20 protein-coding genes and 2 tRNA genes are annotated in these 24,839 nt (G+C 54.2%); 8 read left to right on the forward strand and 14 right to left on the reverse strand.

Going from position 1 to position 24,839, the window contains the following annotated elements; genetic code table 11:
- Window positions 1-49 precede the first annotated feature (49 nt).
- From pstB to K2F33_RS32020, 4 genes are all read right to left on the reverse strand, one after another.
- On the reverse strand, window positions 50-820 hold the full coding sequence (gene pstB, locus K2F33_RS32005) for a phosphate ABC transporter ATP-binding protein PstB (protein WP_412973957.1): 771 nt from the start codon (window positions 818-820) through the stop codon (window positions 50-52).
- Between the two features lie 5 nt (window positions 821-825).
- Window positions 826-1,722, reverse strand: a complete 897-nt coding sequence (pstA, locus tag K2F33_RS32010; protein WP_145135746.1) for a phosphate ABC transporter permease PstA — start codon at window positions 1,720-1,722, stop codon at window positions 826-828.
- Window positions 1,719-2,585 carry a phosphate ABC transporter permease subunit PstC gene (pstC, locus tag K2F33_RS32015; protein ID WP_373309580.1) on the reverse strand — a complete coding sequence of 289 codons (867 nt, stop codon included), beginning with the start codon at window positions 2,583-2,585 and terminating at the stop codon, window positions 1,719-1,721. Before pstC ends, pstA begins: the two co-directional genes overlap by 4 nt.
- Before the next feature lie 172 nt (window positions 2,586-2,757).
- Window positions 2,758-3,699, reverse strand: a complete 942-nt coding sequence (locus K2F33_RS32020; RefSeq protein ID WP_089546018.1) for a phosphate ABC transporter substrate-binding protein PstS family protein — start codon at window positions 3,697-3,699, stop codon at window positions 2,758-2,760.
- Window positions 3,700-3,896: 197 nt separating this feature from the next.
- Between K2F33_RS32020 and K2F33_RS32025 the strand changes: the two genes are divergently transcribed.
- The 6 genes from K2F33_RS32025 to K2F33_RS32050 all read left to right on the forward strand — a co-directional run bounded on the left by K2F33_RS32025 (window position 3,897) and on the right by K2F33_RS32050 (window position 10,542).
- On the forward strand, window positions 3,897-4,805 hold the full coding sequence (locus tag K2F33_RS32025) for a LysR family transcriptional regulator (protein ID WP_263880556.1): 909 nt from the start codon (window positions 3,897-3,899) through the stop codon (window positions 4,803-4,805).
- Window positions 4,806-5,053: 248 nt separating this feature from the next.
- Window positions 5,054-5,812, forward strand: a complete 759-nt coding sequence (locus tag K2F33_RS32030) for a metal ABC transporter ATP-binding protein (protein WP_089546015.1) — start codon at window positions 5,054-5,056, stop codon at window positions 5,810-5,812.
- Window positions 5,812-6,675, forward strand: coding sequence for a metal ABC transporter permease (locus K2F33_RS32035; protein WP_263880557.1), 864 nt, complete (start codon window positions 5,812-5,814; stop codon window positions 6,673-6,675). The genes K2F33_RS32030 and K2F33_RS32035 overlap by 1 nt, the downstream gene beginning before the upstream one ends.
- 55 nt (window positions 6,676-6,730) lie before the next feature.
- Window positions 6,731-7,675, forward strand: a complete 945-nt coding sequence (locus tag K2F33_RS32040; RefSeq protein ID WP_263880558.1) for a metal ABC transporter substrate-binding protein — start codon at window positions 6,731-6,733, stop codon at window positions 7,673-7,675.
- Between the two features lie 454 nt (window positions 7,676-8,129).
- Entirely contained in the window at window positions 8,130-10,289 is a 2,160-nt protein-coding gene (locus K2F33_RS32045; RefSeq protein WP_318671737.1) for a sulfatase-like hydrolase/transferase, read from the forward strand.
- A gap of 179 nt (window positions 10,290-10,468) precedes the next feature.
- Window positions 10,469-10,542 (forward strand) — tRNA-Pro (locus K2F33_RS32050).
- 185 nt (window positions 10,543-10,727) lie between these two features.
- Here K2F33_RS32050 and K2F33_RS32055 read toward each other — a convergent pair.
- Entirely contained in the window at window positions 10,728-12,080 is a 1,353-nt protein-coding gene (locus K2F33_RS32055) for an MATE family efflux transporter (protein ID WP_263880559.1), read from the reverse strand.
- Window positions 12,081-12,238: 158 nt separating this feature from the next.
- Here K2F33_RS32055 and K2F33_RS32060 point away from each other — a divergent pair, with 158 nt between their 5' ends.
- Window positions 12,239-12,925, forward strand: a complete 687-nt coding sequence (locus K2F33_RS32060; protein WP_116232430.1) for a TetR/AcrR family transcriptional regulator — start codon at window positions 12,239-12,241, stop codon at window positions 12,923-12,925.
- A 77-nt stretch (window positions 12,926-13,002) separates the two neighbouring features.
- Here the strand turns inward: K2F33_RS32060 and K2F33_RS32065 are convergent, their stop codons facing one another.
- Entirely contained in the window at window positions 13,003-14,187 is a 1,185-nt protein-coding gene (locus K2F33_RS32065) for an MFS transporter (protein ID WP_263880560.1), read from the reverse strand.
- Window positions 14,188-14,345: 158 nt separating this feature from the next.
- Here K2F33_RS32065 and K2F33_RS32070 point away from each other — a divergent pair, with 158 nt between their 5' ends.
- Window positions 14,346-15,275: an AraC family transcriptional regulator gene (locus K2F33_RS32070; protein ID WP_089546007.1), complete on the forward strand. Its 930-nt coding sequence runs from the start codon at window positions 14,346-14,348 to the stop codon at window positions 15,273-15,275.
- Between the two features lie 129 nt (window positions 15,276-15,404).
- Here the strand turns inward: K2F33_RS32070 and K2F33_RS32075 are convergent.
- From K2F33_RS32075 to K2F33_RS32110, 8 genes are all read right to left on the reverse strand, one after another.
- A tRNA-Leu gene (locus K2F33_RS32075) sits at window positions 15,405-15,489 on the reverse strand.
- A 183-nt stretch (window positions 15,490-15,672) separates the two neighbouring features.
- Window positions 15,673-18,012, reverse strand: coding sequence for a glycoside hydrolase family 65 protein (locus K2F33_RS32080; protein ID WP_263880561.1), 2,340 nt, complete (start codon window positions 18,010-18,012; stop codon window positions 15,673-15,675).
- Window positions 18,013-18,076: 64 nt separating this feature from the next.
- A complete protein-coding gene (locus K2F33_RS32085) occupies window positions 18,077-19,168 on the reverse strand; it encodes a carbohydrate ABC transporter permease (RefSeq protein ID WP_089546004.1) in 1,092 nt (363 codons plus the stop codon).
- Window position 19,169: 1 nt separating this feature from the next.
- Complete coding sequence (locus K2F33_RS32090; RefSeq protein WP_076170294.1) at window positions 19,170-20,252, reverse strand: carbohydrate ABC transporter permease; 1,083 nt, start codon at window positions 20,250-20,252, stop codon at window positions 19,170-19,172.
- 142 nt (window positions 20,253-20,394) lie between these two features.
- Window positions 20,395-21,807, reverse strand: coding sequence for an ABC transporter substrate-binding protein (locus tag K2F33_RS32095; protein WP_212970073.1), 1,413 nt, complete (start codon window positions 21,805-21,807; stop codon window positions 20,395-20,397).
- Window positions 21,808-22,160: 353 nt separating this feature from the next.
- Window positions 22,161-23,165 (reverse strand): LacI family DNA-binding transcriptional regulator, encoded by a 1,005-nt coding sequence (locus K2F33_RS32100; RefSeq protein ID WP_089546000.1) that lies wholly within the window; start codon window positions 23,163-23,165, stop codon window positions 22,161-22,163.
- A 317-nt stretch (window positions 23,166-23,482) separates the two neighbouring features.
- On the reverse strand, window positions 23,483-24,250 hold the full coding sequence (locus K2F33_RS32105; protein ID WP_076170297.1) for a MerR family transcriptional regulator: 768 nt from the start codon (window positions 24,248-24,250) through the stop codon (window positions 23,483-23,485).
- Window positions 24,251-24,406: 156 nt separating this feature from the next.
- On the reverse strand, window positions 24,407-24,760 hold the full coding sequence (locus tag K2F33_RS32110) for a winged helix-turn-helix transcriptional regulator (protein WP_234489423.1): 354 nt from the start codon (window positions 24,758-24,760) through the stop codon (window positions 24,407-24,409).
- Window positions 24,761-24,839: the final 79 nt, after the last annotated feature.

Below are 24,839 nucleotides of genomic sequence, written 5' to 3' on the forward strand. Positions count from 1 at the left end.
CCCCATTCTTGATGGGGAGACGGCTTTTTGCTGTGCTGCAAACGGCGGCTCATCCAAACCGTCCGGAGATATACTCCTGGGTCATGGCATTGGCCGGGTTGGTGAAAATAATTTCGGTATCGTTATGCTCCATCAGCGTGCCAAGATAGAAATACGCCGTATAGTCGGAAATCCGTGCGGCCTGCTGCATGTTGTGCGTCACGATGACGATGCTCAGCTCTTTCTTGAGCTCAACGATCAGTTCCTCAACCTTCGAGGTTGAAACCGGATCGAGAGCCGACGCCGGCTCATCGAGGAGCAGAATCCCCGGGTTGACCGACAAGGCGCGCGCAATGCACAGGCGCTGCTGCTGGCCGCCCGAAAGCGACAAGGCGGACTGCTTCAGGCGGTCCTTCACTTCGTCCCACAGCGCCGCTTTGCGCAGGCTGGACTCGACGATCTGGTCGAGCTCTTTTTTATTTTTCACGCCATGGTACTTCGGTCCAAAAGCGATATTTTCGTAGATGGATTTATAAAATGGATTCGGCTTCTGCCATACCATTCCGATTTTTTGCCGCAGCTGAATGACGTCGGTGGAAGGATCGTTGATGTCCTCCCCGCCGATCCAGATCTTCCCCTTGATCACGGCCTGGGAAATCTCGTCGTTCATTCGGTTGAGGGACCGCAGAAACGTCGATTTCCCGCAGCCCGACGGGCCGATGAGCGCGGTAACGCTCTTGTCCGGGAAGGTCAGGCTGATGTTCTTCACGGCTTCGTACGCCCCGTAAAACACGCTCAGGTTTTCAGTACGGAATGTAGTCGATGTTTGTTGCATGCTCATTTCTCCTATCCCATTCGTTTGGATGCCGTCATGATCTTGTAGAGCAGGTTGCCGAACCAGCGGGCAAACAGGTTGAAGACAAGCACGAGGATCACGAGCACCGCCGAAGCGCCGGCGGCAATTTCCGCGGCATCGGGCGCAATGCCCTCACTGTTGATTTTCCAAATATGCACGGCCAGCGTTTCCGCCGGACGGAACGGATTGATCGGCGACGTCGGGCTCAGCGGGTTCCAGTTGGTAAAATCAAGGCGCGGCGTGGACATCCCTGCGGTAAACAGGAGCGCTGCCGCTTCCCCGAATACACGTCCTGCCGCCAGAACCGTACCGGTCACGATGCTCGGCAGGGCGACGGGAAACAGCACGGACGTGATGATTTTCCATTTCGATAATCCGAGCGCAAGTCCCGCTTCCTTCTGCTCCTTCGGTACGCTGCGGAACGCCTGCTCCGTGATGCGGACCATGAGCGGCAGATTAAAGATCGTCAGTACCAGCGCGCCGGAGAAGAGCGAAAAGCCAAAGCCGAACGTGTTAACGATCAAGAGCAGACCGAACAAGCCGACGACGATAGACGGAAACGAGGACAGCACCTCGACGACGAGGCGGATTGCTCCAGTGATCTTGCCTGGCTTGGCGTACTCGGCCATATAGATGCCGGCACCCAGGCCCAGCGGAATTGTAATAATAAGCGTCAATACCAGCAGGAATAAGGAGTTGAACAGCTGCGGACCGATGCCGCCGCCCTCCCGGATCGTTTGGGGCACAGAAGTCAGGAAGTGCCAGCTGATGTGGCTGAGTCCCCGGTACAGAATAAATCCGAGCAGTCCGAGCAGAACCGCCACGATGAATAAGGAAAACACCACAATAATGGCTGTTGCAATTTTGTCAGCGGCTTTAGCTTTCAAATCCGATTTCTCCTTTCGAGCAGGCGAACGATAACGACGAAGATAAAGGTCATGAACATGAGTGCGAGCGCCATGCTCCACAGCGCGTTACTGTGCGCGGTGCCCATGACGGTGTTGCCCATATCCAGCGTAATGACGCTGGTCAGCGTTGAGGCGGATTCGAACAGCGACCGCGGAATATGCGGCGCATTCCCGATGACCATCTGTACCGCCAGCGCTTCCCCGAAGGCGCGGGCCATGCCCAGGACCACCCCGGTCAGAATAGAAGGAAGCACGGTTGGCAGAATAACTCTGTAGATGGTTTGCCAGCGCGTTGCGCCGAGTGCGTACGAGGACTCCTTGAGGCCCCGCGGCAGCGAGGACAGGGCGTCGGTACCGATACTCGTAATCGTCGGCAGAATCATGACAGACAGCACGATCGAGCCCGCGGCGATTCCGATCCCCTGACCGGGAAACATGTCGCGCAGGGCCGGAACGATGACCGTCAAGCCGACAAATCCGTATACGACGGACGGAATTCCGGCAAGCAGCTCAATGACCGGCTGCAGCAGCTTTTTGCCCCAGCCCGGTACGATTTCCGTCATGAACAGCGAGGCGCAGATGCTGAGCGGACTGGCGATGACCGCTGCCAGAATCGACGTCGCGAATGAACCGAAAATAAACGGCATGACGCCGAACTGCGGCTCGCCATGGTTGCCGTCCGGATCCCATTTGGAGCCAAACAGAAATTCGCTGAAGCTGACGCCGTCTCTAAAAAAGGTCGCCAGCCCCTTGGAAGCGACAAAATAAACGATGGACAAAATAATGACGATCAGCAGAATCGCACAAATCGTCGTATAGCTGCGTCCCGCGAAATCTTCCATATGATGTTTTTTAAACCGTCCGGGACGGGGGTTGTCAGCGATGCCTACAGGCCTTTCATCTATAGCTTTCATCGTTGTCCTTCTTTCTAAAGTGAAAATAGAGGCAGAAGTTGGTCTCTCCGCCTCTTGTCGTACATATTCAGTGTTTCATGAGAGCTCAAGGAACCTGATGTTATTTCGTGATGTTGCCGTCCTTGTCGCGTTTCACTTCCATTTTGGAAGCCGGAATGTATCCGAGCTCAACCACGTCGCCGTTTTGCACAGCATCCGAAGTCATGTAGTCCAGGAACGCCTTCACTTCCGGAGCAGGCTCACCTTTGGTGTACATGTGCTCGTAAGCCCATACTGGGTATTTACCGGAGGCTACGTTCTCTTCCGTTGCTTCCACACCGTCATATTTCAGAGTTTTCACTTTGTCGTCCAGATAGGACAGAGCAAGGTATCCGATGGCACCTGGCGTTTCGGAAATGATCTTTTTCACCGTACCGGAAGAATCTTCTTGGATCGAACCTTGCAGGTCTTCGGTCTTCGTTCCGAGTGCATATTTTTCAAACGTTGCGCGGGTACCGGAGCTTGCAGGACGGTTGACGATAACGATCTTTTCATCCTTGCCGCCAACGTCTTTCCAGTTCGTCACTTTTCCTGTGAAAATATCAACCAGCTGCTGCTTCGTCAGGCTGTCTACGCCTGCGTCAGGATTCGTTACAGCCGCCATGGCTACAACGGCCACTTGATGGTCAACGAGTTCTTTGGCTTTGTCTGCATCCAGCTTTTCTTCAGCAAATACGTCGGAGTTGCCGATGTTGGCTTGGCCGCCGGAAACTTGAGTCAGGCCGGTGCCGCTGCCGCCGCCTTGCACTTGAACTTGGATTTTAGAGTATTGGGATTCACCCATGAACTTTTGTGCGACTTGCTCTACGAGCGGTTGGAGTGCTGTGGAGCCTACAGCCAGAACGGATCCGCTGAGCGTTTCCTCTGCAGCCGGTTTATCTTCAGTTGCGGTTCCCGAACCCGTAGTGCTGCCGCTATCCGACGCGTTTTTGCTGCCGCAGGCAGCCAGCATAAGAACCAGGACCAACGTACAAAACATAAGTAACGGTTTTTTGAATTTCATAATCTAATGTTTCCCCCCATTTTGGTTTGCCGTGTAACTCTATGAAGTTTACCGACAAGTTCATTGTAGTTCTCTATCATTTTGTAAAATGATGCGTTTTGTAAAAAGAAAGATAAATATCAGAATATAATCTTTATGAGTCCATAGATTAATTCTATAATGAAGAGGAATCGGACGTGACCGAGGGGGAATCATCGTTGAATTTGTTAAAATTGCAAATCCTTGTTTATATTGAAAAATACAAGAAGGTAACCGACGTAGCCAAAGAGCTGGATATGAAACAGCCGACCGTCACCTTTCATATGAAAAGCTTAGAGGAAGAGCTGGGCATCGCCCTCTTCGAGTCCAGGCGGGGCCGCATCCTGCTGACCGACGCCGGCAAGGCGTTGTACCCCTACGCCGTCAAAATGACGGGGCTGGCCGCCGAGGCGCGGAAGGCCGTGCAGGACTACGCCGATTTGGGCAAAGGCATTCTTCATATCGGCGCCGACAGCCTGATGGGGACGATTCACCTGCCCAGGCTCGTCAACCGGTTCTGCCGGCAGTATCCCGGCATCCAGATCGAGCTGACCGTTCAGCCCAGCCGGACCGTTCAGGAACTGCACTACAATCATGAGGTGGACCTTGCCTTTTATTATTCGCAGGACGTTGCGGCTGCCGGCATCAAGGAAGACCTGCTGCTGGAAGATGAGCTTGTCGTCATTTTTGCGCCGGGACACCCTTTCTCCAGCCTGAAATCGCTGAGCGATCAGCTGGTTGCCCAGCATTTCTTCATCCAGCATGCCGAAGGCTCTTTTATGCGGGACTTCACCCGGACCTACGCGATCGAGAGCGGAATCCATTTGTGGGAGCGCATGATCATCAATTCGCCGGAGTCGGTCAAGCACACGGTAGAGGACGGGGATTTCATCTCCTTCTTCCCCTTGTCCGGTATCTCAAGCGAGCTCGCCGCCGGAAGTCTCCAATACTTGCCCGCCCCCGGTCCGGCAGGCAAATCGGTCAAGGCCTATATGGCCTATCATGCCGATCAGCCCTATTCGCCGCTCAGGGAGCAGTTCAAGCAGTTCGCCAAACAGCAAATCACCGAGCAGAATATGAAGCCCTGATTCCACGGAATCGGGGCTTTTTTTGGCTCCGCCCCCTATGATCGCCCCGCATACTAACACTGTTTTGTCCTCGTCTTACCCTACGAAAAACGGACAACCCAGGTAAAAAAACACTTTACAATTCTCCCCATCTGTTTTAGCCTATACTCAATAAAGTTTCCTTAGGTAAAAACTTTTATATATGTGCATTAATTTGTCCCAAGGGAAACTTATGTCAAAGTTTTCATAATCCAAAGGAGGTTTATGCTATGCTCCCCCGTCACCGCGACCCTTCGGTGTCCGTCGACAGCCTATTCGTCTCCTATCACGGCAAGGATGCCCTTCGCGGCGTCAGTTTTACGCTGCTTCCCGGCAGTATGACCGGTATTATCGGACCCAACGGGGCCGGCAAATCCACGCTGATGAAGTCGCTCCTTGAGCTGATTCCGCGGGACCACGGCGAAGTTCGCATCCTCGGCGGCAGCGTCAAGGAAGCCCGGACCCGCATCGCCTATGTTCCGCAGCGCAGCGAAATCGACATGACGTTCCCGATTACAGTGATCGATACCGTCCTGCTCGGCACCTATCCGAAGCTCGGCCTGCTCAAGAGGCCGCGGCGGCAGCATAAAGAGCTGGCCTACCACTGCCTGGAGAAGGTCGGCATGGAGGATTTCGGCTCCCGGCAGATCGGCGAGCTGTCCGGCGGGCAGCAGCAGCGCGTATTTCTCGCCCGGGCACTCGCCCAGGAGGCGGAGCTGTTCTGCCTGGATGAGCCCTTCGTCGGCGTGGACGCCGCCAGCGAGGAGACGATCGTCGCCATTTTGAAAGAGCTCCGGGATCAGAACCGCACGGTGCTCGTGGTCCATCACGATTTGAGCAAGGCGGAAGCGTATTTCGACGGGCTTGTGCTGCTTAACGGCGAGCTGGTGAAGGCAGGTCCGGCCCGCGAAGTCTGCCGTCCGGACATTCTCAGCCAGGCTTATGCGGCGCAGCTGACCTTTCTTGAAAAGAACGGAGTGGGCGTGTAATGGAATTCTTAAGCGGAATCCTGGAATACGGCTTTTTGCAAAAAGCGCTGCTGACCTCGGTCATGGTCGGAATGATCTGCGGCATTATCGGCTGCTTCATCATTCTGCGCGGCATGGCGCTCATGGGCGATGCGATTTCCCATGCGGTCCTGCCTGGCGTCGCCCTGTCCTACATGCTGGGCATCAACTTCTTTTTCGGCGCCGTGGTGACGGGCGTGCTGACAGCGCTCGGCATCGGATACGTCAGCCAAAACAGCCGGATCAAGAACGACTCGGCGATCGGCATCGTGTTTACGTCCTTTTTTGCCGTCGGCATCATCCTGATTACCTTTGCGAAAAGCTCGACCGACCTGTACCACATCCTGTTCGGCAACGTGCTTGCGGTCCGCACCTCCGACATGTGGATCACGCTGATCATCGGCATCGTGATCGCCGCGGTCGTCTACCTGTTCTACAAAGAGCTGCTGGTCAGCTCGTTCGATCCGGTTATGTCTGCGGCATACGGGCTGCCCGGGCGGCTTATCCATTACCTGCTGATGACCCTGCTCACCCTCGTGACCGTCGCCTCCCTGCAGACCGTCGGCATCATCCTCGTCGTCGCCATGCTGATCACCCCCGCCTCCACCGCTTATCTGCTGACCAACCGGCTGTGGGTGATGATTTATCTGGCTGCCGGCTTCGGCGCGTTATCAGCCGTGGTGGGACTGTATTTCAGCGTCAAATACAATCTGGCCTCCGGTGCAGCCATCGTGCTCGCGTCAGCTATCTGGTTCATGCTGGCATTGGCCTTTTCACCAAAACAGGGCGTCCTGTGGCGGCATTTCCGTTCCCGGCGCAAAAAGGCGGCGCTGAAAGGACTTTGACGCCGGCAGCAGTGTTCGCGCCGCAATGATTCTTTTTAAATAGGAGGGAATCTGTATGAAACATAAAAGGAAGGTTTGGCTCGGAGCCGTACTTATGCTGGTCCTGGCACTTGCCGCCGGCTGCTCCGGTCAAACCGAGAATAAAGCCGGCTCTTCCGGGGAGAAGCCGGTCGTGCTGACCACGTATTCGATCCTGTACGATATCGTGAAGCAGGTTGCTGGGGACCGTGTAGAGCTGTATTCGATCGTGCCTGTCGGCACGGACCCCCATGAATATGATCCGCTGCCTGCGGATCTCAAGCATGCCAGCGATGCCGATGTCATTTTCTATAACGGGCTTAATCTGGAGACGGGGAACGGCTGGTTCGCCAAACTGCTGGAGACGTCGGGAAAAGCGGGGGAAGACGCCCCTGTCTATGCACTGAGCGAAGGCGTGGAGCCGATGTACCTGACCTCCGCCGGCAAGGAATCCGAGCAGGATCCGCATGCCTGGCTGAGCATTGAGAACGGGATCCGCTATGCGGAGAACGCCCTTGCGGCGCTGACGAAAGCAGACCCGGCCAACCGTGAATATTATGAGAAGAATGCCGGGAACTATATCGAGGAATTGAAGAAGCTGCACGATGATGCCGTGACACGCTTTGCCGACATCCCGGAGGAACGCCGGGTTCTCGTTACAAGTGAAGGGGCTTTTAAATATTTTTCCGCGGCTTACGGGCTGAAGGCCCAATACATTTGGGAGATCAATACGGAGAACCAAGGCACCCCTGAGCAGATGAAGCGGATTATCGATATCGTGAAGGCGGAGCAGGTGCCTGCGTTGTTTGTGGAGACCAGCGTGGATCCGCGCAGTTTGGAGAGCGTCTCCAAGGAGACCGGGGTTCGGATATTCGGCAAGGTGTTCACCGATTCCACCGGCAAGCCCGGAGAAGAGGGAGACAGCTACCTCGCCATGATGAAATGGAACCTCGATACGATTCATGCCGGATTGACGAAGTAACGGGAACCGCCGCCTTTTTCCACACAGCATCTCCCCTTCTCCCCGATGGAATGATCCTGTCTCTTCCTATATATAATAGAGTGATGACATCCTTCTTCATCAATCATCTGCCCGGTTCGGGAGGCTATGCCCAGCCGGGTCCACCCCCCTCTTTACATCCCGGGCGAATCTTGCAATTCCCTGGGCCCTGTGCTTAAATTGCAATAGTGTAATAGTTACTATTAACTTCATTGTCCCGCGTATGGCCCGGCTTAGCACAGGTGTCCAAGCCTTGTGTTTGCTGTGGCCTGATGGCGTTTTTGATAAGGGGTAATCCATGATGCTGAAGAGGGAACGCGGGCGGCCCGCCGGCAGGACAACCTGCGGATGTCAGACCGTACGCTGCTGATTCCTATACGCCCTTGGATGGGCTTAGCGATCTGTGTGGAAATTACGAAAGGGGCGTCGATTGATTTTGCATAACCGTTTTTCATGGAGAGCGCTGATAGGTAAACCTTTTATCTTCTTCTCCATTGTCATGATTTTAAAAATGCTTTTGGTCTGGACGGTCGTGTTCAGGGAAAATGCCGGAGGCTTCGGCATGATGCTGCTGACGGGCATACCGCCCGTTTGGCTGCTCTTCTGCCTGATCGAAACGCTGGCCTACCGCAAGAAGCTGGTCACCTACCTGATTGTGGACCTGGTTCTGACCATTATTTATTTTGCCGTCATTATGTACTATAAGTATTTCGGAGTTATCGTTACTTATCATGAGCTGCGCCAAGTAAACCAGGTATCCGAGGTCAACAGCAGCGTCTTTTCGCTCATGGATCCGTATTACTTGTTCATTTTTACCGATATCGTCGTGCTGTTCATCCTTATCTGTTCCAGCCGGCGGTTCCGCGCCTTTGGCCGCAGCTTGTCCGTCCGAACGGGCCGACCGTGGTTTGCGGGGGCAGCCGTCCTGGCACTGATCGCCTGTGCCGCGTGCATTTTTCCGTTCCGGAGCGGGATGAACGAATTCCAGCAGGCCCGGGATATGGGGATTCTCAACTATGAAGCGTATGTCGGCTTTGCCCCTTCCAAGAACATTAAGGTCGACGCCAAGTCGGTCACGCCCGAGGCGGTTGCCCAGGTGAAAGGAACGACCGAGCCGGCGCAGCCGGCATACTGGGGTGCCGCCAAGGGCAAAAACGTCATCGTCATTCAGCTCGAAGCGTTCCAGAATTTCCTTGTCAACCTGAAGATCGACGGCAAGGAAATTACCCCGAACATGAACAAGCTGGTCAAAGATCATATGTATTTCCCGCATTTCTTCCAGCAGGTCGGTCAGGGAAACACGGCGGATGCCGAATTCGTCGTGAACACTTCCCTCTACGTTCCTTCCAACGGGGCTGCTTCCGAGGTGTATGCGGACAAGGCGCTGCCGAGCGCCCCCAAAGCGTTTGCCGCGAGCGGCTATCAGACGGCGACGTTCCATACGAACAGCGTCGTGTTCTGGAACCGGGATCAGCTGTATAAAGCGCTTGGATGGGAAAAATATTACGACGACAAGTTTTTCGGCAAAAATGACCTCGTTTCGTTCGGTTCATCGGACGAGCTGCTATATGCCAAGACGGCCGACGAGCTGGCGCGGATGCAGGGAACCGGCAAGCCGTTCTACGTGCAGGTCATTTCCATGTCGGGCCATCACCCGTTCCGCATCCCGGAGCGCAAGTTCAAGATGGAGCTTCCCGACCGTTATAAGGGAACCCTTGTCGGGGATTATATCCAGTCCCAGAACTATGCCGACTACGCCCTCGGCCAGTTCGTGGACGAGCTGAAGAAAAACGGCGTCTGGGACAACAGCGTCATCGTCCTGTACGGTGATCATCAGGGACTTCCGATATATTCACTCAATAACAAAGAGAAAAAGCTGATGCAGGAAATTTACGGACGGGAGTACACCCTCCCCGATATGATGAACATCCCGCTCGTCCTCTCTGTGCCGAACCAAAAAGCCCAGACGCTGGAGCAGGTCGGCGGGCAGTCGGATATTTTCCCGACGCTGGCCAATCTGATCGGCGTCTCGCTGAAGAACCAGGTGCACTTCGGCCAGGATCTGCTCAACCAGAACAGCCCCGTGCTGCCGCAGCGGTATTATCTCCCGTCAGGCTCGTTTATTTCGGCTAAGGGAGCGTTTGTACCGGGCTCCGGTTACGCCGACGGGGTGACCTATCCGCTGAACGGAGGCAAAGTCACCAAGCCGCTGGATTCGAAGGAAACGTACGAGCGGGCGCACAAGCTGATCAGCATGTCGGATGCTTATGTGGCGGCGCTGCCGGAGTGGAAGGATCTGGAGAAGGAGCATGCGAAGACGGATGTGAATACGGATTTGAATACGGATGCAAACACGGGGGCGACTTCTCCTCCGGCCGGATCCGGAGCAGGAACTTCCCCGGCAGATGATCAAACGAGCGGCACGAAACCCGCTGATACCAAGACAGATGGGACCAAACCGGCGGATGCCAAAGCAAGCAGCACTCCAACAGGTACCCAGGCTGGCAATACACCAGCGGGCAGCAAGCCAGGCAATACCACCCCTGCGAATGATTCGGAAAAGCCGTCCAAGCCGGCCGATGCTGCGGGCAAATAAAACTTACCCTTAGAAACCAAACAAGACCGGAAGGAATCTTCGCGATTCCCCCGGTCTTTTCATTTGCTGGCAGCACAGGATCATTTTGCCCAATCATTAAACGAATTGTGAATTTTTCTTTTACCCCCTTTACAAAATGTAAAATCGGAGTAAATTTTATAGTATAAGCTTTCTCTTAACGAGACGTGGCTCAGCTTGGTAGAGCGCTTGCTTCGGGAGCAAGAGGTCGCAGGTTCAAATCCTGTCGTCTCGATCCTTTATACAATCAATAGTTGCGGGGTTGTTGACCGCAGCTTTTTTGTATTTAAGAACGACAGATGTCTACATATCACAATCATAGCAGTAAAAGAGCATCGGCCTCATATTCGTGGTAAGCCTCTCTTCCCTTTTTTCCTTCGTAAAATGTAATCTCCTCAACGAACGATAACCCTATGTTTTCTACTGTACTAAACTCTCCATATCGGGCTGTAATTTGTTCCGCAAAGCATACAGCATGATCGCCCCGACCAGGAACGCGACGGCATCCGCGATGACGAGCGACCAGACTACCCCGTGGAAGCCGTTCATTCGATTGGCAATATAGAGTACAGGAATCAGAGTAACTCCTTGAATAATGGACATAATAAACGCGGCGGTTCCTTGCGCGGTCGCTTGGAAGATCCCCGTAAACAACGTGGTCATGCCTGTAATGAACAAGGATAAGAACGTCACATGCAGGATATAGCTGCCCATTTCAATTAATTGCGGGTCATTCGTAAATAAACCAATCAAGTGGTCGGAAATCAAATAAACGATGATGCCGAACGCGACGGCTAACGCTACAATCGTTTTGATCGTAAATCCGATCGTTTGCTTCATACGCAATTTATTCGCTGTAAAAGAGAAGGCAATCAATGGCACGACTCCCTCACATAAACCCATCAGAATAAACTCGGGAAACTGCAATAAACGCGATGAAATTCCGTAAGCTGCAACGGCCGGATCTCCATATTCTACAAGAAAACGATTAAAGATGAGCGACATGGCCCCCAAAAAGATACTCATAATAAAGACGGGAATTCCAATTTTGATGACATTGCTCAAAATCTCTTTGGACGCCTTAAACCATTTAACGGAAATGGTTAAAAATGAGCTCTTATATCCCATATGGTAGGCGTAGAATACGCTGGCGACCAAGTTGGAAATGACCGTAGCAGACGCAACGCCGATCACGCCCCAATGAAAAGCGAAGATGACCAGCGCATCGAGAATAATATTCACGGCAACACTCAGAATCATACCCATCATCGACGTCATTGCCGCACCCTCCGAGCGTACGATATTTTCCAGTGTGAAAAATAAGATGACGAATGGTGAACCAATAAGCATCATCGTGACATAGTCCTTCGTAAAGCCAAAGGAGTCGTGCGTTGCCCCCAGGCCATGGACAATGGGATCAATCAGCGGGATACCTACGGCCATCACGATAAGACCAATAACTAAACTGCTGTAAAAAGCGAATGAAGACACATGCTTGACATCATCCAATTTTTTCTCTCCCAGCAAACGGGAAATGAAGGTACCGCCCCCGATGCCAATCAAGTTGCCCAGTGCCATGATGATGGCGAACAACGGCAAGGTTAGCGCGAGAGCGGTTAACATCGCCGTATTGTGGAGTGTGCCCAGGAAATAGGCATTCAATATGGAATAGATGACACTCATTGACGTGCCCAGCATCATCGGTACAGCGAAATGAGCTACGGCTTTGGCAACCGGTGCCTTTTCAAAATAATGAAGATTTTCTGTATCCATGCGGGTCCCTGCTTTCTTTATTGTTTTAGGTCAACCGTCTAACAGTGCAGATGTCATCTTACAGTGTTAGTTTGAACCTTACAGTGTTAGATGATATCATGGTCTTATGAACATGTAAAGCATAAACTTACACTGTTAGGTAAAAGGATGGATTCCCGATGAAAAAACAGCAGCCTCAGATTTCGGAGGATCGAATTTTGGAAGCCTCATGGGAGCTTCTTGGCGAAGAAGGTATCGAAAAGTTCAGCATGAGACGATTAGCCGACCGGCTGGGGATTCAGGCTCCCTCGATATACTGGTACTTCAAGAGCAAACAAAATCTCTACCAGCGTCTGGCCAACCAGGTATCGAAAATCATTCTGGAGGAGTATCATGCCGAGGGGGACTGGAAGGAGCAGCTGAAGGGGCTGGCGGTAACGGTGCGAAGCGTGCTCGGCCGGTATCCCTGCTCCACGCAGCTCATGATGTTGACGCTGCCCCACGAACCGGACATCATCCGGTTCACCAACCGGATGCTGCTCTGCGTGGAATCGACGCCGCTCGAGCAGGAGCAGAAAATGCAAGTGGTTCTTACGCTGATGAATTATATTTTTAACTTCGTTCTGGACGATTATGAGCATCAGCGCAATGTCTCCGCGATTGTTAAGGAGCACGGAGAAGGAGCGCTTCCAGGTGAGGAGATGATTCGCCTTCTGGACTCCATGAGCGAGACGGATGCCGGACTGTTCCGGAGGATGTTCAAGAACGGGCTGTTCGAGCTGATGGGGACAGACAAGGCGTTCGAGTTCGGACTGAAGCTGATTCTGCTCGGGATCGAGCAGGTGATCCAGGAGCAGGAGAAATAGAATGCCAAAAACCGCCCATCCGGTTATCGGATGGGCGGTTCACTAGGGTTACCTTTTACATGGCAGAGACGGCTTTCTCAGGAGGGGCTATCCTGAAGGGAGTTATCTCCTTTACTATGAATCACCCTGCCTCTGTACAGGGTAACGATGGCCGAAACAATAGCCAGGATAACAATCAGACCTCCGATCCAGGCATTGGCCGTAACCTCATAACGGCTGATCACCACGCCGCCGATGGCAGATCCCGCAGCTACGCCGAGATGCAGCGAGGAGGTATTTAGGGAGAGCTGGATGTCCGCCGACTTTGGTGCAAGCCGCACCAAATAGCTTTGAATAGCCGGACTTGGAGCCATGTTAAACGCACACCAGACGATGACGACGGGCAGCAAGCGCAGCATGGAGGCAGCTGCCCAGGGCAGAAGCAGGATCGCCATGGCGTGGAGCAGCAGCGTGACGAGCATTGTCCGGGCTGCCCCAAAGCGGTCGGCCGCCCACCCTCCAATCCACCCCCCTGCAATGCCGGCCAGCCCATAAACCAGCAAGACGAAGCTGATTTGACCGGGAGACAGGTTCAACATGGTCTGTAAAAACGGCGTGATATAGGCATAGATCGTAAACTGGCCCGTCATTTGCAGAATGGAGACGAGATGGGCGAACACAATTTTAGAATTTCCCAACGTACGCAGCTGTTCCCGCATCGGAAGCTTAGGCGGAGACGCCGCTTGGGGCAGAAATTTCATGATGCATATCGTCACAATGAACGAAAGTACGCCAATAAAAGCAAAGGTTGCCCGCCAGCCCCAAGCCTCGCCGATCAACGTCCCCAGCGGAACGCCGAGCACGAGGGAGCCGCTGATCCCCATAAAGATCATTCCAATCGCTCGCCCTTTTGCTTCAGGTGTCACAATCCCCGAAGCCAGGGTGATCGACAGAACGACAACGATGGAGCAGCTTGCCGCCAGAATAACCCTGGATAGCAGCAGCATCGTAAAATTCGGACTTAACATAGACATGATATTTCCAGCCGTAAACACCAGCATGGCGATGACCAGCAGCCTTCGGCGCTCAACCTTCGTAGTTAAAGCGATCAAGACGGGGGATCCTAAGGCGAAAACCAGAGAATACACCGAAACCAGTTGGCCTGCCACACCGACGGAAACGCGCAGATCCCGGGCGATCATATCCAAAATCCCGGCAATGACCAGTTCAACGGAGCCTACTGTAAAGGCAGCCAGCGCCAGAATGAAAATGCGCTTATCCATTCCTCTTCCTCTCCTTTCTTTCAACCTGATTATGAACCAGCCGAAAAAAGCAGAGGTAGTCTAAAAATCGCAAATGATTGCCTGATTCTCTCAAAACGATTCATCGCTGGGTCCAACAGGGCTTATAATGGACATAGATAAGGAGGGGAAAACAATTCATGCGGGATTTATCCAACCACGCCAATTCCTTGGTTTCGTATCAGAAGGAATTGTCCCTATTGATGGAAAAACATACGGACGGAGATGGCATTCACGAGACGCTTATTCCTTCCCTTTCCCTGATTCGCAGTTCGAAAACGACGTTCCCTTCGTTTTCGGTCCATGAACCAGAGCTGTGTATCGTCTCCCAAGGTTCGAAGGTGGTCATGCTTGCAGACGAGAGCTTTACGTATGGGCCGTCCAGCTATCTGGTCATCTCCCTGGATTTGCCCGTCTCCGCCCAGATTATTGAAGCAACGCCGGATATGCCTTATTTGTGCTTCAGGCTTAAACTTAACCTAAAAGATGCGTTGGACTTAGTAAACGAGGCGAATCCGGTATCCCGGAAGAAGCTCCGTTCGAAACGGGGGTTATTCGTGGAACAATCGACTGCTCCTCTGCTGGACGCGGCTGTCAGGCTTACACGCCTGCTCGATAACCCGGAGGATATACCAATACTGGCACCGCTCATCGTTCGTGAGATCTTATATCGGGTTTTGCAGGGAGAGCAAGGAAACGTATTAAGGCAAATGGCCTTGAGGGGAAGCAGCTCGAACCGGATTGCCGTAGTGGTAGAGCAGCTGAAGCGGGAGTACATGGAGCCGCTCCGAATCGATGAGCTGGCGGCCGCTGCCCATATGGCCCCCTCCTCCCTGCACCGTCACTTTAAGGAGGTCACGGCCATGAGCCCGCTGCAGTACCAAAAGCAGCTGCGGCTGCAGGAGGCCCGCCGTCTCTTGTTATCCGAATCTGCCGATGCAGCGGATGTTGCTTTTCGAGTCGGTTACGAAAGTCCGTCCCAATTCAGCCGCGAATACGCCCGGCTTTTCGGCCTTCCGCCGATCAGCGACATCACGCGGCTTCGGGAGCAGTTAGGCCGGGTGCCCTGATCCGAGAGCACCCGGCTCCAGTCTGTAATCACAAGCCTGAAGAGCATAAAAAAAACGCCTATCGGCGTAAATAAACATAAAAATAGGATCATGCATTGCCTTTCAGCAATCACATGATCCTATCAACGATGCGGTCGAGAGGACTCGAACCTCCACGGGGGGTTAGCCCACACGGACCTGAACCGTGCGCGTCTGCCAATTCCGCCACGACCGCATATTCAGTTGGTCACGTTCGAAATGTTTTTTTCTTAGCGACAAGATAGATCTTACCATGGATCCATTATCATCGTCAAGCGTTTCGCCAAACTTTTTTTATAAAGTTGAAAAGCGGAGTTCCGGGACGAACCTGCCGGGTGATTCCCTGGTGTCTCTCGTTCCAAAACTCCGCCGTGTTTCGTTACCTTCTGACCGTCTTCCCTGCTTCAAGGGTCAGCTCTTCCCCCTTGTGGCGGATCTGCAGCGGTTCCCCCTCCAGAAGTCCGTATACCGTTCCCTTGGCGTCGACAATCACCTCCAGGAGCCGGCCCCGGTTCATGATCCGGAAGCGGTAGCTGTCCCACTGCCCGGGCAGCGCCGGCGCAAATTCCAGCATGCCGTCTACCAGGCGCATGCCCGCAAACCCGTATACGATGGACATCCAGGACCCGGCCATGGCCGCCGTATGCAGCCCGTCCTTGGCATTCCGGTTGATGTCGTCCAAATCCATGCGCACCGTCCGGTCGAAATAAGCATACGCTTCTTCGAGTTCACCGATCTCGGCCGAGACGATGCTGTGAATGCACGGCGACAGTGAGGAATCATGCGTCGTCAAAGGCTCATAGTAGCGGTAGTTCCGGATTTTCTCCTCCATCGTGAACCGTTCGCCGAGCAGGAACAGCGCCAGCACCAGATCGGCCTGCTTCAGCACCTGGTGGCGGTAGATGACGAGCGGATGAAAATGCAGAAGCAGCGGGTACTTGTCGGCCGGTGTGTTCTGAAAATCCCATTTGGCCTTCGTCAGGAACGTATCGTCCTGCGCATAGATGCCAAGCTCGGCATCATACGGCACGAACATGTTCTCCGCGGCCCTGCCCCAAAACGCGATTTCCTCGTCCGTCAGGCCGATCGCCGTCCGCAGACGCTGATCTTCCGCCGGATGTGATTCCGCCAGCCAGCCGGCCACCTGCACCGCGTAGCGCAGCTGATCCTGCACCATAAGGTTCGTATAGGCGTTATTGTTGACGATGGCCGTATACTCGTCAGGTCCGGTCACGCCGTCGATACAGAACTTTCCGTCGCGGGCCGGATTGAAATGCCCGAGGTCCACCCAGAACCTCGACGTCTCAAACAATATTTCGGCGCCCTCATTCAGCAGGAAATCGGAATCTCCGGTGGCGGACACATACTGCTTGATCCCGTAGGCAATGTCCGCGTTGATGTGGGCCTGGGCCGTCCCGGCGGGATAATAGGACGAGTTCTCTTCCCCGTCGATGGTCCGCCAAGGGAACAAAGCTCCCTTCTGCGACATGACCCGGGCCCGTTCGCGGGCTTTGTCCAGCGTGGCGTAGCGGAAATGCAGCAGCGCCCTGGCAATATCCGGCCGGGTATAGGTGAAGAACGGCAGCATGTACATTTCCGTATCCCAGAAGTAATGGCCCTCATATCCTTCACCTGTGAGACCCTTGGCGCCGATGTTGGTCACGCCGTCCCGGCCGACGGACTGCAGCAGCTGAAATGCATTGAAGCGGATGCCCTGCTGCAGTGCAGGGTCGCCGGCGATTTCCACATCGGCGGTTCTCCAGAACTGTTCGAGAAAAGACTGCTGTTCTTGGGCAAGCACCTCAAACCCCGACTGCCGGGCCATCCGCTGAACCTCTTCAGCACGGACAATCAGCTCCCCTTCGGCATAATCCTTGGACGTATGGTACGTGACGTATTTAGTGAGGGCTGCGCTCTCCCCCTGCCGGAGTGATAAGGTAAATTCAGATACCGCATACTCGTTCTCCGACCACGCCGAAGTCTGGGAGGGCTGATTCGTCTGCAGATCATGGCTCATGGCCGTCAGGAGCATGAATCCCGAATGCCGTGTACGCTGTCTCATCCAGGACAGCTCTCCATCATGGCCCGTATCTTCGAGCAGCAAGCTGGGCTCAGCCTTGGCGGCGCCCAGACGGGGATCGCCGTTGTTGTTCTGCGATGCGATCTTACCGTCCAGCGCGGAGGTCAGGCTGATGGCCCCGCTGAAATTAAGGGCGGTGACTTCATAATGGATAACCGCCAAATGCTTGTGCTGGAGGGCGGCGAACCGGCGGATCCGGATCCGGGCACGCTGGCCGCCGGGTGCTTCCCACTCGATCTCGCGCGTCAGCATCCCCTTTTTCATGTCCAGCTCCCGCCGGTAGTCGTGGACGACGCCGCTGTTCAGATGGAACAGCTGGCCCTCGATCCGCAGCTCCACACGCTGCGCGTTGGTCACGTTCAGCATCGCGTGATTCCGCTCCGGATACCCGTACGCCCCTTCGGGATACACGATCGGCTCGGAGTCATAGAACCCGTTCAGATAGTTGCCGGTGACGGAGGTGCCCAACATGCCGTAAAAGCCTTCCTCGAAATTGCCGCGCATGCCGATATATCCGTTGCCGATGGCAAACAGGCTTTCGCTGCGCTGGTTGTTTGCCTCGTCATACGTTTCCTCGGACAGACTCCATGCCTCGTAAGGGTACAGCGGCTGCGGCCTCACATACGTTTCCATCCTCATCTTCGACTTCAGCTCCTTACGCCGCAAGGGCTTCATTATATATTCATGTTACCCGGAGGTACCGTTAACCTTTCACCGATCCGCCCATCAGTCCTCTGACGAAGTACTTCTGGAGCAGGAAGAAGATCGCAAGCGGCATCAGCATCGAGATGAAGGCGGCGGACGTCAGCAGGTGCCAGTCGTTCCCGCGGGAGCCGACCAGATCGGCGATTTTCATCGACATGACCTGCACTTCCGGCTGGTTGCCGATAAAGATCAGCGAGACGAGATAGTCGTTCCATACCCACAGAAACTGGAAGATGCCGATGGAAGCAAGCGCCGGGACCGACAAGGGCAGGATCAGCCGGCTGAAAATGGTGAAGTGGGTAGCCCCGTCCATAAAGGCCGATTCGAACAAGTCCTTTGGCAGCTGGCTGATGAAGTTGTACATAAAGTACGTAACCAGCGGCAAGCCAAACGCCGTATGCGCCAGCCAGATCCCGAGGTAGCTGCCGTTCAGGCCGAGCGAAGTATAATCCTTCAGCACGGGGATCAGCGCCACCTGAATCGGAATGACCAGCATCGCGATAATGACGACGAACAGCGTCTTGCGTCCCGGGAACCGCAGCCAGGCGAAGGCGTAGGCGGCGAAGGAAGCGATCAGGACCGGAATAACCGTCGCTGGTACCGCAATCGTCAGCGTATTCCAGAACGCCTGGGATAAGCCGGTTCCCTTCTCCTTCGACTCGCTGCCGTCGGCATTTTTGATCGTATATTCCTTGCCTGTGATCACGTTTTTATAGTTATCGAGCGTCAGTTTGGACGAGCCGACCCAGCCCTGATCCTGCACGCTGATTTCGCGTGCGCGGCGGTTTTCCCAGGTCAGCCGCTTCCCGTCCTGCATGACGCCGCTCTTGAGCTGGTCGTCCGTATACGTCTGGCCGTTCACTTCGATCGGCCCGCGCAGGTCGACATCCTTGGACAGCTGGATCGTGTCCTTCGTTTTCCATTCCTGGTGAGGGAACACCTTCCACCATCCGGTCTCCAAAATATCCGCAGCCGGACGGAAGGACGAAATCAGCAGCCCCAGCGTCGGCAGCAGCCATACGAAACAGATGATACCGAGCACGATGTTGACGATCCACTTTTTGCTTCTTCTTTTCTTTTTGCCTGCCATGTCAGAATCCCCCCTGCTTGCGGAACTGGCGCAAATTGATGATGATGACCGGCAGGACGGCGATCAGGAGCACGATGGCCAGCGTTGAGCCGTAGCCGAAGTTCCGGTACATAAAGAACTGCCGGTAGAACTGGGTCGCCACCACTTCTGTGCCGTACTGCCCGCCCGTCATGACCATGACCACATCGAAAATTTTCAGGGTGAACACGATGATCGTCGTCGTGACGGTCAGAATTGTCGTCGAGATAAACGGAATGATGATGCGGAAGAAAATGCGGATTTCGCCGGCACCGTCGACGCGGGAGGCTTCCAGAATATCGTCCGGCACGCCCTTGATGGCCGCCGAGAAGATGACCATGGCGAAGCCCGTCTGCATCCAGATCAGGATGATGATCAGGAAGAAGTTGTTCCACGGCTGGAGCATGCTGACCCAAGCCTGGGGCTCACCGCCGAGCGCCATGACGATGGCGTTCAGGAGGCCGATCTGCTCGTCTCCCGGCTGGTAATAGTACACAAACTTCCAGATGACGCCGGCCGCCACGAAGGAAATGGCCATCGGCATGAAAATGATCGATTTTGCGATCCGCTCATAACTGCTCCGGTCTGCAAGAATGGCAATCAGCAGCCCAAAGGCGACACACGCCAGTGTTCCGACGAAAACCCACAGCAGGTTGTTGCGCAGCGCGGTTGCGAGCAGCCGGTCGCTGAAAATGGCGATATAGTTGCCCAGACCGACGAACTTATCAGAAGACGCATTGAAAAAGCTCAGGTACAGCGTACGCAGCGCTGGCAGCACGAGCAGCCAGCCCAGCACCAGAACCGCCGGTCCGATAAACACATACGGGAGCACGCTGCGGCTGATCCGGTCGGGAAACTTCTCCACCGCCCAGGTAAACGTATAGTAAATCAAGTAAACGCCCAGAACGCCCCATAGAACGGCCAGCACTGCGGTAAGCAGCGGGTTCAGGGACGAATCCCGGAAAAAGACGAAGATCACGCCGTTGACGGCGATATTGGCGATCAGGACGCCCAGAAAGATGAGCAGCGCCTTGATGCTGAATCCCGGTTTCGTTTGCGTATTCATAGGTATCCTCCTAAACAGACGACTTCATGGGTTGATCAAACGCGGGGAGGAAAAAGAGAGGCCGACGGATCGCAAAACCCGATCAGCCTCTTTCGTTGCCCCATCCCTGCCTCTCCGCTGCCAAAAAGCTAAGCGGCTGCGGTTAGTTGTTCCAGCCGGCCTGAATTTGCTTCAGCGCCTCATCCAGCGTCGCGGTGCCGCTGACATAGTCGGTCATGCCCTTCCAGAACGTACCGGCGCCCACTTTGCCCGGCATCAGGTCGGAACCGTCAAAGCGGAGGGTCGTCGCATCCTGGACCAGCTTCGCCATGCGGCGGTCGGACTCGGAGGTGTACCAGTCGAGCGAAGCATCGTTCATCGGAGCGATTACGCCGCCGGACTGCACCCACGACTTGATCGATTCGCCGGTCGTGAAGAACTCCATCACCGCGCGGACTTCCGGACGGTCGTTGAACATGGCATAGATGTCTCCGGCCACAAGCACCGGTTTGCCGTATTTCGAATCGATCGGCGGCAGGTAGAACCAGTCGTAGTCCTGGTCGACCTTAGCCGTTTCAGGGAAGAAGCTGGTAATAAAGTTGCCTGTCAGGTTGAACCAGGCTTTCGGAGGATTCTCGAACATCGGTTTCGGCGCATCGCCGAAAGCAGTCGTCACGATCGATTTGGTGCCGCCATACACATAGTCCTTGTTCATCCAGATTTTGGACATGAGCTCAAACGCGTTTTTCACTTCAGGCGAGGTGAAAGGCAGCTCGCCTTTGACCCATTTGTCGTAGTTTTCAGGTGTTGTCGTGCGCAGCATAATGTTTTCGATCCAGTCGGTACCCGGCCAGCCGGTAGCCGCGCCGCTCTCGATGCCGATCGTCCATGCCGGGTCTCCGTCCTTGGCGATCTGCTCGGTCAGAGCCATCATTTCGTCCCAAGTTTCCGGAACTTTGTAGCCGGCTTCCTCAAACTGCTTTTTCGGATACCAGACCAAGCTCTTCACGTTGCTGCGGTTCCAGATGCCGGCCATAATTTTGCCGTCCTTGCCATCCATCGTCCCCATGTCGAGCCAGCTTTGATTGTAGTTCTTCTTCAGCTTCTCCTGGTCCAGAACTTTGGTCAGATCCACCACTTTGCCGGTCTTGGCGATCGAGGCCAGCAGGCCTGGCTGCGGGAAGTCGGCGATATCCGGCGCGTTGCCGCCGTCCACGCGGACGTTGATGGTCGCCTCGAACTCCTTGGAGCCTTCATATTGAATATCGATGCCCGTTTTATCCTCAAAGTCTTTGATGCTGGATTCGAATTTCTTCTGGTCCGCATCTACAAACGGCCCGAACATCGTCACTTTGGTGCCTTTATATTTGCCCTGAAGCGCCTCCTCCAGCGGCGAACCCGGTGTGGCCGCAGGCTCGGTTGCCGTCGTTGTCGAACCTCCGTTGTTAGACGCTGTACCGGCAGGTTCTGTCGAAGGACCTGCATCCTTGCTGCTTCCGCAGGCGCTCATCACCATGGTAAACGACAGTCCCAGCACCATCAGCAGCGATAGTTTGGGCTTTGATGTTTTTTTCATTTTGGAACATCCCCTTTTCTTCATTTAGAAAACGATTCATGATTCCTGATTCAGGTTACGGATGCCATCACGGGTTCCTAGCTTAGCGGCCGCTCACCCCCTTCACAGAATTGAATTCGGCGCCCTCCTGAAACATCCAGTTCATACACCAATGAACATATTGGTCAAATACAACGCTTACATGAATCCGGGAGTAAATCTCCCTCTGAAAAGCTTTTCAATATCGTGTAAAAAAAGAGCTATCGACGTATCTTCACAGCAGACAGACCGCATTTAGCGGAAGTTTTTCTTGCGAGATCTGGAAGCGGAAGCTCCGAAGCTTTTACTTTCTGATCTCTAAAAAAAAGATCTGCTTATCTCTGGCGGGATGACTCCCTTACGATCAGCTTATGCTTCATCATCTCCTTTGGAACCTTCACACTGCCTGTCGTAAGCAGTTCATGAAGCTTCTCCGCCGCGCGGTATCCGAGCTCGTAAATCGGCTGGGCCACCGTCGTCAGCTTCGGAATGAACATATTCGCCATCCGCAGATTGTCGAACCCGACGACCGACACCTGACCCGGCACGAGAATATTCCGGTCCTTCAGATACGAGATCGTCCCCATGGCGAATTCGTCCGCCACGCAGAATACGGCCGTAATGTCCGGATGGGCGGAAAAAAGCTCGTGCGACGCATGATAAGCCTGCTCGAACCGGTGTTCCGCGTACGCCACCCTTTCGATGTTATGAGTGAGCCCGCCTTCCTTCATGGCCCGGACGAAGCCTTCGTAACGCGGCGGCCCCGATACCGAGTTCACATGATTGAAGCCGATCATACCGATCTCCCGGTGGCCCAGCTCAATGAGGAACTTCACGGCCTCATAGGCGGCCTCCTCGTCGTCGACCTCGACGCTCGGAACCTCGAATTCGTCCGAATGCGAGGACAGCAGCACGAACGGGATGCGGCATGCGGTGAGCTTCTCATAGTACTCCGGATACAGGATATCGCTGGCGAAGACGATGCCGTCCACCTGCTTCTCGCGGAAGGCGTCGATGTACGACAGCAGACGGTCCTTGTCGCGGTCGGTGTTGCAGATCATCAAGCTGTATCCGAGCTTGACGCAGGCGTCCTGCATCCCCCGGATGATCCCGGCAAAGTACATGTTCTCGATATCCGGGATAAGGAGCCCAAGGGTAAAGGACTTTCTGTAAATCAGTCCCCTGGCAAAGGCATTCGGCTGATACTGGAGCTTCTCGATCGCTTCGAGTACGCGTGAGCGCTTGGCCTCCACCACCGATTCGGGCGAGTTCATGACCCGCGAGACCGTACTGATGGAGACACCGGCCATCTTGGCAACATCTCTGATTGTTGGTTTCATGTAGGCAACTTCCTTTTTAAGAAAACCTTTTCAAGGCGATTATAGCAAGGGTATTTCGAGTTGGCAACAACTTTTTTAAGCGCTTACAATTACCTTTTTATGCCGAAACGTTTTTACTCATTTAAGGTGCCTATAGCTGCATAGGGAAAGGTTCTTCGTCCTCCCAGCAAAAAAAGCCCCATCAGGGCTTTTAGGTAATGCGCCAAACGTTCGCGGTTTCTTTCGGGAAGGTCAGCTGTACATTGGTCCCGTCTGGGCTCCGGTACGGATTTATAAAATTGCTACATGGACGAAACCACTAACTTCGCAGTCCCGGTTCAGGACTTCGCCATCCCTGTGTAGACCAGAATTGCGTCCCGCAGAAACTCCGCCGCTCCCGGCTGCTTCGCATCATAGTAAGCCTTGAAGCGCTCGTCGTCCACATACATCTGGGCCAGCCCGGCATGCGCCTCTTTGCTGTAATCGCTCCAGTAGTACGTCAGCCACTGCTTGTGGAGGTCAGCCGTCTTCTGGGCGAGCTCACCGGCAGGATCCCCGGTTTGATAAGCCTGCCCAAGCGTGGACAGCACCTCATCGGCCAGGCGCGACACCTCTTCGTACTGCTCCTTGGTCATGTTTTTCACCTTGGCGTTGGAACGCTCGATGGCCGCATCCCCGTACTTCTCACGGATTTCCTTGCCGTACTTCTGTTCGTTATCGTCAATGAGTTGTTGTTTGAAGCCTTCAAATTTCTGCTGATCCGTCATGTTCATTCTCCCTTCCTGATACTGGATTGTCCGTTCCACGTTGGCAATCAGCCGGTCCAGCTGCCTGCGTTTGTCAAGAAGCTTCTCACGATGTTCCTTCAGAGCTTCGCTGCTGTTAAAAGAAGGTGAGGACATCAGCTCCTTGATGCGGTCCAGGCTTACGTCCAGCTCTCTGAAAAATAAAATTTGCTGCAGCCTGTTCACCTCATCCTCCCCATAAATCCGGTACCCTGACGAATTGATCCTAGCCGGCTTAAGAAGACCGATTTCGTCATAGTACCTCAGGGTCCGGGTGCTGACGCCCGCGAGCCTTCCCAGCTTCTGTACGGTATATTCCATGGGGTCACCTCCTGACGGTTTCACTGTACACCTTTACGCAGCGTCAATGTCAAACCCTATTTTGCACACAACAAAAAGGGCTTACCAGGCCGACCTTCAGATGAAAGCCATGCCTTGCAGCCCTTGAAGTAACATTTGACCTATGGCTATGTTCCATTACTCAGCTGAAGCCGGGTTTCGTCCGCCCCATTTATCCACCCATCGTTCCATTTCCTTTAAGGCGAGCTGAAAATCGGCGCCCTTCTCCGTCAGCGAATATTCGACGGTCACCGGGACCGTGGGGAACACCTCGCGGTTCACAAGTCCCATCCGTTCGAGATGCCGGAGCGTATCCGTCAGCGACTGGGTTTTGATCACGGACGCATTGCGCTGGAGCTGATTAAACCGCTGCGGGCCCTTCAGCAGTTCATCCAGAACGAGGAACGCCCATTTGGTCTTCAGGATTTGCAAAACCTCGCAAATTTTCGAGCCCGACTCTTCGGGATCATATTTCAAAGCATGATCTTCCAAAGTGCTTCACCTCCCTCGTGTTCGAGAAAAAAGTACCGACATTATCCCGCCTGGCCAGCAGGATGCTGCCCTGAATATA

Source organism: Paenibacillus sp. PSB04 (genome assembly GCF_025809195.1).
Classification (GTDB): domain Bacteria; phylum Bacillota; class Bacilli; order Paenibacillales; family Paenibacillaceae; genus Paenibacillus_AQ; species Paenibacillus_AQ favisporus.